The organism is Actinokineospora globicatena (assembly GCF_024171945.1).
In the GTDB taxonomy this organism is placed as follows: Bacteria; Actinomycetota; Actinomycetes; order Mycobacteriales; family Pseudonocardiaceae; genus Actinokineospora; species Actinokineospora globicatena.
The window spans coordinates 726,952-738,425 of sequence record NZ_JAMTCR010000004.1 but is presented as its reverse complement, the minus strand read 5'-3'; the positions used below and the strand labels follow the sequence as shown (position 1 = coordinate 738,425).

Annotated in this window: 9 protein-coding genes; 4 read left to right on the top strand and 5 right to left on the bottom strand. The window is 72.3% G+C overall.

Annotation, left to right across the window (positions count from 1 at the left end; translation table 11 throughout):
• Positions 1 to 169: 169 nt before the first annotated feature.
• Entirely contained in the window at positions 170 to 2,035 is a 1,866-nt protein-coding gene (locus LV79_RS22240) for a P-loop NTPase family protein (protein ID WP_253840117.1), read from the top strand.
• A 444-nt stretch (positions 2,036 to 2,479) separates the two neighbouring features.
• Here LV79_RS22240 and LV79_RS22235 read toward each other — a convergent pair whose 3' ends face one another.
• The 5 genes from LV79_RS22235 to egtA form a co-directional block, all read right to left on the bottom strand.
• Positions 2,480 to 4,081: an alpha/beta hydrolase gene (locus LV79_RS22235; RefSeq protein WP_253840116.1), complete on the bottom strand. Its 1,602-nt coding sequence runs from the start codon at positions 4,079 to 4,081 to the stop codon at positions 2,480 to 2,482.
• Positions 4,082 to 4,318: 237 nt separating this feature from the next.
• Positions 4,319 to 5,299, bottom strand: coding sequence for an L-histidine N(alpha)-methyltransferase (gene egtD, locus LV79_RS22230; RefSeq protein ID WP_253840115.1), 981 nt, complete (start codon positions 5,297 to 5,299; stop codon positions 4,319 to 4,321).
• Positions 5,280 to 6,065 carry an ergothioneine biosynthesis protein EgtC gene (gene egtC, locus LV79_RS22225; RefSeq protein ID WP_253840114.1) on the bottom strand — a complete coding sequence of 262 codons (786 nt, stop codon included), beginning with the start codon at positions 6,063 to 6,065 and terminating at the stop codon, positions 5,280 to 5,282. Before egtC ends, egtD begins: the two co-directional genes overlap by 20 nt.
• A 4-nt stretch (positions 6,066 to 6,069) precedes the next feature.
• Positions 6,070 to 7,374, bottom strand: coding sequence for an ergothioneine biosynthesis protein EgtB (gene egtB, locus LV79_RS22220; RefSeq protein WP_253840387.1), 1,305 nt, complete (start codon positions 7,372 to 7,374; stop codon positions 6,070 to 6,072).
• 47 nt (positions 7,375 to 7,421) lie between these two features.
• Entirely contained in the window at positions 7,422 to 8,774 is a 1,353-nt protein-coding gene (gene egtA, locus LV79_RS22215) for an ergothioneine biosynthesis glutamate--cysteine ligase EgtA (RefSeq protein ID WP_253840113.1), read from the bottom strand.
• Between the two features lie 176 nt (positions 8,775 to 8,950).
• On the opposite strand from egtA, the gene LV79_RS22210 reads away from it, so the two are divergent.
• The 3 genes from LV79_RS22210 (at position 8,951) to LV79_RS22200 (ending at position 11,396) form a co-directional block, all read left to right on the top strand.
• A complete protein-coding gene (locus tag LV79_RS22210; protein WP_253840112.1) occupies positions 8,951 to 9,550 on the top strand; it encodes a TetR/AcrR family transcriptional regulator in 600 nt (199 codons plus the stop codon).
• A gap of 78 nt (positions 9,551 to 9,628) precedes the next feature.
• Positions 9,629 to 10,813 carry an MFS transporter gene (locus LV79_RS22205; RefSeq protein ID WP_253840111.1) on the top strand — a complete coding sequence of 395 codons (1,185 nt, stop codon included), beginning with the start codon at positions 9,629 to 9,631 and terminating at the stop codon, positions 10,811 to 10,813.
• Between the two features lie 10 nt (positions 10,814 to 10,823).
• Positions 10,824 to 11,396 carry a TIGR03086 family metal-binding protein gene (locus LV79_RS22200; protein WP_253840110.1) on the top strand — a complete coding sequence of 191 codons (573 nt, stop codon included), beginning with the start codon at positions 10,824 to 10,826 and terminating at the stop codon, positions 11,394 to 11,396.
• Positions 11,397 to 11,474: the final 78 nt, after the last annotated feature.

Here is an 11,474-nt window from a genome sequence, read left to right as displayed (position 1 = left end):
CACTCGTCCGGTTCGGCGGGCGGCGCGAGGACAGCGTCTGGCGGGACCTCGTCCCCGTCGCGCGGTGGAGGGTGTGGCCGATGGCGCGCACCGTCGTGGCCGCCGCGGCCTACGTGGTGCTCACCGTGATGGCGCTCCCCGCCCTGTCGTTCGGCTCCGGGTGTTCGGGGTGGTCGGCGCCCTGTGCGCGCTCGTCACGGCTCTGCGGGCGCTGGACCGCTACGGACCCGAGTTCGGGCGCGCTCTGCGCGGCGAGACGGACGTCGTCCGGGATTGGGCGGCGCACCGGCTCGCGGGCAGCTGGGAGGCCCTGGTGGCCACCTCGATCGGGCCCGCGATCCACCGGTACGCGCGTGGGCAGCGGATCCCGGTGCGCGGCAGGCCGTTGGACGTGCACCCGACCCACGCGCTGTACCAGGAGGACGAGGACGAACCGGACCTGGTCGAGACGGAGTCGGTGCGGCGGCTGACGCGCGTGCTCGAGCGGTCCGACTCGGGCGCGGTCGCGCTGGCGGGCAGGCGCGGTGTCGGCAAGTCCACTCTGATCAGGGCGCTGGCGTCCGGAGCGGTGTCGGCGAGCGGGACGCCGCCGTTGACCGTGATCGCCTCGGCGCCCGCCGCGTACGACGCCCGCGACTTCGTGCTGCACCTCTACGCGCTGCTGTGCCGCCAGGTCATCGCCGCGGTCGACGAGCGCGGGCACGGCACCGGCGTCGACCCGCTCACCCTTGCCGGGGCGCGGCTCAGGCGGCGGGCATCATTCATCCGCCGTCTCTTGTGGATGATCGCGCTGGTGCTTGGTGCGGCGGGCAGCGTGGTGGTGCCCGCGGTGGCGACGGGCACCTCGGTGCTGACGACCGCCAAGGACCTGGCGTCGCAGGTGTACGCCCCGGACCGGGAGGCCACGATCGGCGCGGCGGTGGCCGCGGTCCTCGTCGGGCTGCTGGTCATCGAGGTCGCGCGGTTGGCGCTGGCGGGCGCGCGGTCGGCGTTCGAGCGCCTGTTGGCGGCGGTGCGCTCCGACGACGACCTGGCGGTGTTGGGCGCCGTGGCCCGCGAGCACCTGGACCGGGTGCGGTTCCTGCAGACGTTCACCACGGGGTGGTCCGGGAAGGTGAGCCTGCCGCTGCAGGGCGAGGTTTCCCGGACCAGGCAGGCGCAACGGGCCGAGCAGCCGCTCACGCACCCGGAGGTCGTGGCCGACTTCCGGCTGTTCGCGGGCCAGGCGGCGAGGGTGTTGCGCACGTGGGGGCGCGGGGCCCGAGTGGTGATCGCCGTCGACGAGGTGGACAAGATCGGGCAACCGGAGAAGGCGCACGAGTTCGTCAACGACATCAAGGGGGTCTTCGGGATCCCGGGATGCCTGTTCCTGGTGTCGGTGTCCGACGACGCGGTGGCCGCGTTCGAGCGGCGCGGGATCGCGGTGCGCGACGCGTTCGACAGCGCGTTCTCCGAGATGCTGGTGCTGCGGCCGTTCTCGCTGGACGAGAGCGCGCAGTGGTTGGGGGACCGCGTACCCGGGCTGTCGCGGGAGTTCGTGATGTTGTGCCACTGCTTGTCGGCGGGGGTGCCGCGCGAGTTGCGGCGGCACGCCATCGAGATGGTCGACCTGACGGCGGACTCCTACCGGCCGGATGTCGCCTCGGTCGCGGACCTGCTGGTGCGCGCCGATGTCACGCGCAAGGCGGCCGCGTTCGCCGATGTGGCCGCGGGGATCGAGGATGATAGGACGCCTGAGTTCCTGTCCTGGGTCGAGGCGCTGCCCGCTTTCCACGGCCCGGTCGACCTGGCCGTGCTGGCCGACCCGAACCGCTACCGGGACTCGGGGTTGTGGCGGGTCAACGGCCAGGCCGCGGCGCTCGCGCTGCTGTCGGCGACGGTGTTGGCGGTGTTCACCGACGAGTTCGATGTCTTGCGAAGCAAGGGTTTGGTGGACGACCTCGTCCTGGCGCGGCGGCAGGTGGGCGCGGACTGGCGGGTCGGGCTGGAGACCGTGCGGCGGGTGCGGGCGGCACTAGACCTCCAGTCGTCCTAACTCCCCCTGTGCCGCAAGAGTTCCCGCACGCGGGGTGAGAGTGGTCATACGGAGGTTCGTTCGATCGGCCCCTAAGTGACATCACGCTGTGTCAGGATGGTTTTGGGGGAACGAGGGATTGGGGGATCCTTTGGAAAACAGGAAGTTCCACCTGGGAATCGCCGCGACGGGCACCGTCGGACACGGTATCTCGTTGGCGGCGCGTGGATCGACTGGGGATGACCGGGAGTGGCTCGGCGTCGCGGCGGGACCGCGGCGCACCACCCCGGCCGCGAAGGGGGTATCGGCACTCTAGTGGGTGAGCCCGGGAGCCCAGGTGCGCGCGGTGTCCTGCTGACACCGCCCCACCTGGGCTCTCGTGTGCCACCAACGGGTCTGATTCCCGCGAGCCCTGGTCACCGATAGCGGACGGCGCCGTCTCGGGGGACGGCGCCGTCTGTCCTATCAGGTCACCGGAGTCCGGAAGATCGGCAGGTCCGGCGCGCACACCTGTCCGGGCGCGGGCGCCGTGAGGTTGACAAGGTAGTCGGCGGTGATGCGGTCCACACAGGTGCTCTCACCCAGGACGCAGTGCCCGAACGCGTCCACGCTCACCAGGCGCGCGTTGCCCAGCTGGGCGGCCATGCGCTTGGCGAAGTCGTAGCGGGTGGCCGGGTCGTAGTAGTTGCCCACCACCAGCACCGGGTTCGCGGTCTTGCGGTTCCACGGACCCGAGTAGCGGTCGGCGGCGGGCCACGGCGGGCACGTCGCCGCGTCGGCCCAAGCACCGTAGCGGCCGAAGGTGCTCATGGCGCGGTCCCACCGGTCCGCGATCCCGGGCACGTCGGACAGCCGGTTCGTGAAGGGCTTGTCCGAGCAGTTGACCGAGGCGTACGAGTCCTCGCCGGTGTACGGGGTGTCCGGTCGGGTGTCGGTGCGCGGCGACACACCGGTGGCGAACAAGCGCGCCCTTGGCTCGGGCGCGACCCTGAGCTGTCCCGGCTGGATCGCCAAGTGCAGGTGCTGCAACAGTTCCGCGAAGGTCGCCAGGTAGGCGCGTTGGTACAGGAAGCTGCCGGTCGCCGCGACGAACCGCTCGTAGTCGACGAAGGTGCCGTCCGGCAAGGTGACCGGGCCGTGGCTCTTGAGGTGCTCCCGGCTGGCGTCGTACTTCGCCCGCGCCCCGCCGCTGTACGCGCACAGCGGGCCGACCCGGTCGCACTCCGCCAGGAACGCGGACAACGCGATCTCGAAGCCCTCCGTGCGCTGCCGGTCGTAGGCCAGGCCGTCGGAGGCGCGCAGCCGCGGGTCCACACTGCCGTCGAGGACGATGGCGCGCGCCCGCTGCGGGAACAGGTTGACGTAGGTGGCGCCGAGGAACGTGCCGTAGGAGAAGCCGACGTAGGTGAGCTTCTCGTCGCCGACCCCGGCCCGCAGCAGGTCCAGGTCGCGGGCGACCGCCTCGGTGGACATGTTCGCCAGCAGCGGACCGGCGAACCGGTCGCAGTACCGCGCGTAATCGCGGCGCGCGGCGCTGGTCTGGCGGATCTGCTCGGGGGTGCGCGGGATGAGCGTCCCCCGGCGCTGGAGCGCGTCGGCGTCCTCCTGGGTGGCGAAGCAGCGGACGGCGGTGCTGCGGCCGATGCCCCTCGGGTCGAACCCGACGACGTCGAACCGGTCCAGCACGGACGCTTGCAGGAATCCCGCCGCCCGCAACGGCAGCACCGTGCCAGGGCCACCGGGACCACCGGGGTTGACGAAGATCGAGCCGACCCGGGCACTCGGTACACCGGCGGCGCGGCGCAGCAGGGCGATGTTGATGGTGCCGAGTCCCGGCCGGTCGTGGTCGAGCGGAACGGTGTAATCGGCGCAGCTGAACCGGAACCGCTCGGCGGGCGGCACGTCGGCCAGTTGGTCGGCGGCGCAATCCCGCCACACCACGGGAGTCGCGGGTGCTTGCGGGACAGGAGCTTGCGGGATGGCGGCGGCGGGTAAGACCAGTGCCCCGGCCGCCAGCACGACCGCCACGCCCACCGTTGTGGCGCGCGGCATTGAACGAACAGTCACGTGTTTCCCCCTAGACACATCGACAACTGTGACCCCTTGAGGCTCACACGCCTGTGCGGGAAGGGAAATCACCTGGTGGGCCCAACCAGGGCGGCCTTGCGGCGGCTGTCGACGGGCAGGGGCCGATCGGGTAGCGGACCTGACGAAAGTTCAGCCACCGCGAATGAACCACGGTCGAGATGAAACGACCGCCCCGCCCGCGCACCAGCACGGACGGGGCGGTCACGGCACAGCGGACTAGTCGGCGCGCGCCAGCGACAGCGCGAACCGTCCGGCCTCGTCGGTCCACCAGTGCTCGAGCGAGAACCCGGCCGCGCCCAGTTCGCTGACCACCCGCTCCCGGCGGAACTTGGCCGAGATCTCGGTGCGCACGTCCTCGCCCTCGGCGAACTCGACGGTCAGGCCGAGCTCGGCGATCGTCGCGGTCAGCGCGCGCCTGGCCCGCAGCCGCATCTCGATCCACTCGTGCTCGGGGTCCCACCTGGCCACGTGCTCGAAGTCGGCCGGGTCGAAGTCGGCGCGCAGTTCCCGGTTCAGCACGTGCAGCACGTTGCGGTTGAACTCGGCGGTCACGCCCTCGGCGTCGTCGTAGGCGCGGACCAGGGTGTGCTCCTCCTTGACCAGGTCGGTGCCCAGCAGCAGCCACTCCCCCGGCTTGAGCACCGCGCGCACGGCGGTGAGGAACTCGGCGCGCTCGGCGGGCAGGAAGTTGCCGATGGTGCCGCCGAGGAAGGCCACCAGCCGGGGCGGGTCGCCGGGCAGCAGCCCGAGGTGCTCGGTGAAGTCACCGACCACACCGCTGACCTGCACGCCCCCGTACTCGGCCGCCAGCGCGGCGGCGGCGTCGCGCAGGGCGGTCTCGGAGACGTCGAGCGCGACGATGTGCGCGAGGGTCCCGGCGCCGCGCAGGGCGTCGAGCAGCAGCCGGGTCTTCTCCGAGGAACCGGACCCGAGTTCCACGAGGGTGTGCGCGCCGGTGGCGGCGGCGATCTCGTCCGCGCGGGCGGCCAGGATCTCCCGCTCCGCCCTGGTCGGGTAGTACTCGGGCAGCCGGGTGATGCGCTCGAACAGGTCGCTGCCCCTGGCGTCGTAGAACCACTTGGGCGGCAGTGTCTTGGGGGTGGCGGTCAGCCCCACGCGGGCGTCCTCGGCCAACGCGCGCGCGGCGTGGTCGTCGGGCAGGTGCACTTCCACGGGATCAAGCCGGGAGTCGGTCATCTGCTTCCTTGTCTGCACTGCCGAGCGCGCGCACGCGGACGGCGGGAGTGGGGGTCAGGGTGGCCGTTACCAAGCAGCGATCGGCGATCGGCGCCCACGCCGGGTCCGCGGACCACGGTTCGGACGCCAGCACGACGAAATCGGGGCCGGTGAGCGCGGACAACGAGTGCCACCAGGTGGTGGCCGCGATGGTCACGCCATCGGTGAGCATGAGGTTGAGCCGGGAGTCGGGTGCCGCCGCGGCGACCGCGGTGACCACGTCGGCGAGCGCGTCGGCCATCGGGGTCCCCGCCCGCAGCGCGCGCCGCACCAGCGCCCACAGCACCGCGCTGTCGGTGGGCGCGTCGAGCGTCATCAGCTCCACAGCGGACAACGCGCCCGCGAGCGGGGCGAGGCTGTCCGGCCAGCCGGTGACCCTGCCGTTGTGGCTGAACAGCCAGCGCCCGTCGGTGAACGGGGCGCACGCGGTGTCCACCACCGGCATGCCGATGGTGGCCGAGCGGGCGGCCGCGAGCACCGCGTGGCTGCGGGTGCTGGCGGCCACCTGCGCGAACGCCTGGTCGGTCCACATCGGAACGGCGCGCCGGTAGCGCACCGGGTCCGACTCGGCGTCGGTGTACCAGCCGACGCCGAACCCGTCGACGTTGACCGTGCCCCCGCCGCGCATGTCGGCGGGGGCCCAGGTCTGGCGCAGCAGCCCGGTCGGCCCGTCGAGCAGGCCGGCGACGGGCACGGCGGGACCGAGGTACCCCAGGTGGCGGCACATGCGGTCAGCTGGCCGGGCGGGCGTCGCGGGCGCAGCGGAACCCGGAGAAGATCTGCCGCCGGATCGGGTGGTCCCAGTTGCGGAAGGTGCCGCGCACGGCGGCGGAGTCGGTGCCGAACGACCCGCCGCGCAGCACCTTGTAGTCGCCGCCGAAGAACACCTCGGAGTACTCCCGGTACGGGAACGCCGCGAACCCCGGGTAGGGCTGGAAGTCGGAGTCGAGCCACTCCCAGACGTCGCCGATGAGCTGGCGCACGCCGAGCGGGGAGGCGCCCTTCGGGTACGAGCCGACCGGGGCGGGCCGCAGGTGGCGCTGGCCGAGGTTGGCGTGCTCGACGCCGGGGTCCTCGTCGCCCCACGGGTAGCGGCGGGACCGGCCGGTCGCCGGGTCGTGCCGGGCGGCCTTCTCCCACTCCGGCTCGGTCGGCAGGCGCTTGCCCGCCCACTTCGCGTACGCGGCGGCCTCGTGGAAGCAGACGTGCACGACGGGTTCGTCCACCGGGACCGGCTCGACCACGCTGAAGCGCGTGCGCAGCCAGCGGTCGCCGTCGCGCTGCCAGAACCGCGGCGCGGTCAGCTTCGCCTTCTGCCGGTAGGCCCACCCGACCTCGCTCCACCAACGCGGGTCGTCATAGCCACCGGCGTCGATGAAGGCTAAGTAGTCGCCGTTGCTGACCGGGACGGTGTCGATGTAGAACGCGTCCACGTGCGTCTGGAACGCGGGACGTTCGTTGTCCAGCGCCCACGGCTCGGTGGACGTGCCCATGGTGAACTCCCCAGCCGGGACGAACACCTCCCTGGCGCCGATCGGCGCGACCAGGGCCGGGTCCGGGTCCGGGGCGTGCAGCACCGGGGCGCCGACCCGCAGCTGGTGGGTGGCCAGCATGGTCTCGTCGTGCTGCTGCTCGTGCTGCACGATCATGCCGAACGCGAACCCGCCGTCGACGAGCCTGCTGCCGTGCAGCGGGACCCGGTCCAGGACGTCGAACACCTTGTCGCGCACCTGGGCCACGTAGGTGCGCGCCTCGGTCGGCGACAGCAAGGGCAGCTCGGTCCGGCTCGCCCGCGAGTGCTGGAACGCGTCGTAGAGCTCGTCGATGTCGGAGCGGACCGGCTCACGGCCGCCCACGTCGCGCACCAGCCACAGCTCTTCCTGGTTGCCGATGTGCGCCAAGTCCCACACCAGCGGCGACATCAGCCTCGAGTGCTGGCGCACGAGGTCGTCGTCGTCGACCGCGTCGGTCAGCAGGGTGCTGCGGGCCCGGGAGCGCAGCAGCGCCTCGGCCACCCGCTCCCTGGCGCGCTCCACCTCGGTGGCGGCTCCACCGGGGAGACCGCTGCTCTGGTCGGTGGTGGTCACGACTTCCTCCCGTTCGTCGCTTCCGGTGTGCCCGCTTCCGGTGAGCCCGCTCCTGGTGCACCCGGCTTGGGGGTGCCCGCCCCTGGCGTGGTCGTACCGCGCGTGGTCGTACCGCGGGTGTCCACTCCCGGGGTGTCCACAGCGGCGCGCAGGGCCACCAGCCGGCCGGTGGTGTTGGCGGCGTGCGGCGCGGGTAGGTCGAGGGCCGCGACCGCCGGGATGCCCAGGTCCAGCACCTGGCGGGCGGCGCGGCGCAGGTCCGGGTCGGCGAGGCCGAGCCGGGCGGCGTCGAGCCACCGGTCGGCGACCGGCTCGCACGCGGCGACCACGGCGTCGACCGTGGCCCGGTCGTCCATCAGCGCCACCAGCAGCGCCGCCGGTGCCACCCAGTCGTCGCCGTCCTGGGCGTCGAGGTAGCGGACCTCGAAGTAGCCGTGCGGGCGGACCGGCGGGAACAGCGTGGAGATGTGGTAGTCGAGGTCGTCGACGGTGGGCGGGTGCTCGAGCGCGCCACCGATCCAGTCGGCGAAGGTGACCCCGCTCGGGGCGTCCCAGGCCCCGTCCGGCCGCCGCACGCACAGCAGCGGCGCGTCGAGCACGTACTCGGCCCAGGCCTGGGCCGGGTCGTCGGTGATCGGGACCGGCCGGGACCGGCGCGGGTCGACGCCGAGCACGTGCAGCGTCCGCGCGGACGCCCAGCCGGTCGGTTCCCCGGCCAGGTCGGGCGAGTTGGCGAACAGTCCGATCAGGACGGGGCCGAGCGAGTTGAGCGCGGCCCACCTGGCGGGCACGTCGGCGGGTAAGCCGACGTCCAGGCAGACCTGCAGGCCCGCGCTGGCGCACATCATGGTGATGCCGTGCTCGCCGATCGGGGCGAAGGCGCGTTCCATCGCCGCGTAGCGGGGGGTGTCGAGGACGCGGCGCGGGGACCGGTGCGCGTCGAGGCCGCGGCCACCGAGCACGAGGCCCGCGCGGCCGAGGAGGTCGGCGAGGTAGCGGTGGTCGGCCGTGACGACGTCGACCAGGCTGCCGAGGGCGGGTGCGGGGAGCGAGGAGATCTCGACCTGGCCACCTGGCTCGAGGGTGACCGGGGAGCCCGATGGCAACGGGAGCCAAGGGCTGTCGGGGCGGAGCGTCGTGGGGCTGTGCTGGCCGAGCGCGGCGGCGAGGTGGTCGGGGTCGAGTCGCCGCCCGGGGTCGTCGCGGTGGTGCACGACCCACTCCAACTCGACGCCCAGCAGACAGGGCGGTCCGTGCTTGAAGCAGACCGAGGCGACATACGCCTCGGCCTCCACTCTGGCCCGCAACCGGCTGCGCTCAGGCGCCGCGGTCTCGCGCGAAGCGGACATAAGGTGATCACTCCTTTCTTTCCCGCTGTACCGGGAATCGACGCTACACGCGGGCACCGACAGCCGCACGAACCCGCTGGGCCGATCGGGTTTCCGGTGGTGGGCGTGATGTGCGCCGCTATCCCAAAACGTACGTACGGATTGCTTCGCCGCCGCCGGGCTGACACCATCGACGGGTGCCCAGGGTGAGCCAAGACCATCTCGACGCGCGACGGCGCCAGATCCTCGACGGGGCCCGGTCGTGTTTCGCCCGCCACGGGTACGAGGGGGCCACCGTCCGCAGGCTGGAAGAGGCTACCGGACTGTCCCGAGGTGCCATCTTCCACCACTTCCGCGACAAGGAGTCCCTGTTCCTCGCCCTCGCTGAGGACGACGTGCTCCGGATGACCGAGGTGGTGGCCGCCCAAGGCCTCGTGCAGGTGATGCGGGAGCTGCTGTCGTCCACCCCGTCGGCCAACGGCGCGGCGCTCAACCCCGCCGACTGGCTCGGTACGAGGCTAGAGGTGTCGCGGCGGCTGCGCACGGACCCGGAGTTCCGGTCCCGGTGGGCGGAACGCTCGGAACAGCTGACCGTCGCGACGCGCGAGCGCCTGCTGCGCCAGCGCGAGGCGGGCAACCTGCGTGACGACGTGGACGTCGACGTGCTGACCGCGTTCCTGGAACTGGTGCTGGAGGGCCTGGTGTCGCACCTGGCGATGGGCCTGCCCGCCGACGACATGGACCCGGTGCTCGACCTTGTGGAGGAATCCGTTCGACGGCACCGGCGCGCGACCTAGACGATGCCCGCGTGGCAGATCCCAGTACGGCATCAGCGCAGCGATATAAGTGGACTCAGGGATGACGGCGACTCGGGGATGACGGTTTCCTTGCGCGCGTACGTCGCCGCGGCCGCCTTGGCGCGGGTCGCCGACGAGATGGTCGCGGTCGCGGTGGTCCTGTTGGTCTTGGACCGCACCGGCAGCCCGGCGCTGGCGGGGGCAACGGTGACCGCGTACACGCTGCCTTCCATTGTGTCCGGTCCGGTTCTCGGGGCCTGGCTGGACCGCGTGCCGTACCGGCGGGGTGTGCTGGCCGCCGGTGGCGTTCTGTTGGCGCTGACCTGCGTCGGTTTGGTGTCCACTGTCGGCAGGGTCCCGGTGGTGCAGTTCGTACTCGCGGCACTGACGGGGTTGGCGCTACCGCTCACCAGTGGCGGTTACTCCAGCCTCGTCCCGAAGTTGGTCCCATCGGAACGGCTGCCCAGGGCTAACGCGGTGGACGCGGCCACGTTCAACATCGGCGCTATCGCCGGTCCCGCTATGGCTGGGACGGTGGCGGCTGTAGCGAGTCCGGCGGCGGCGGTCTGGCTGATCGCGGCGTTGGCGCTATCCGGCTCTGTGTGCACGTTGTTCCTACCGCCGGTGTCAGGCGTGTCCGATGACCACCACCCGTCGCTGCTGCGGACAGTCCGAGCGGGACTGACCCACTTGGTCCATACCCCTCCCCTGCGTGGCGCGACACTGACGACCGTCATGGGCTACGGGTCGGTTGGTGTGCTCGCGACAGCGCTACCGCTGCGGATGCAGGACTTGGGCCAAGACCGCGCGGCCGCTGGTTATGTGTGGACGGCGATGGAGGTCGGGTGCCTCGTCGCGGTGGCCACGCTCGGCAGGTTCATCGCGGGCCCACGCCCTCAAATGACCGTTGTGGTCAGCACGGCCACGTTCGGCGCGCTGATGTTGGCCTGGCCGGTCGTGGACAGTGTCATCTGGACGCTCGCGTTCGCCGCCGCCGCGGGTCTGGCCGAGGGGTTGGCGCTGCCCGCGATCATGGCGACCCGGCAGCGGCACACCCCCGGCACGCTGCTGGCCCAGGTGTCCACCACGGGCGCCAGCCTCAAGATCGGCGCCTTCTCTCTCGGCGCCGCAGCGGGCGGGTGGCTGGTACCCGCGGTGGGGTCGGCGACCGCGATCACCGTCACCGCCTGCCTGCAACTGCTCGCTGCCGGGGTCGGGGTGCTGGCCGGGGTGCGTCGGGCGGGACCCGCCGGAGTTTGCTGAACTGGGGACCATGGAACCGAGCGCCGCCCACGACCAGGCCAGGGACGTGTTCGACCGGGCCGCGCACCAGGTGACCGACTGGTCGGCGCCGACCCCGTGCGCGGACTGGTCGACCAGGGAATTGGTGAACCACCTGGTGTCCGAGCAGCTCTGGGTGCCGCACCTGGTGGCCGGGGAGACCATCGAGCAGGTCGGCGACCGCTACGACGGCGACCTCGTCGGCGACGACCCACTGGCCGCCTGGACCTCCGCGTCCGAGGTGTCCCGGCGGGCCTGGGACGGGGTGCCCGATGACCGCGAGGTGCACCTGAGCAGCGGTTCCAGCCCGGCGGTGGACTACCGCTGGCAGATGGTCCTCGACCTGGCCGTGCACGGCTGGGACCTCGCGACCGCCACCGGCCACGACGCGGTGATCGGCGACGACCTCGCGCTCGCGCTGCTCGCGGAGTTCACCGACCAGGTCGACCAGTGGCGGGACGCGGGCATCTTCGGTCCGCCGGTGCCGGTTCCCGCCGACGCCGACCCGCCGACGCGGCTGGTCGCGCTGCTCGGCCGGGACCCGCGGTGGCACCCATCGGGTTGATCGCGGCGTGTCGCACGCGACTCCACCCACGCCAACCGGGGTCCGATCGCTCTAGACTGGGCCGGTTCGTCAGAACAA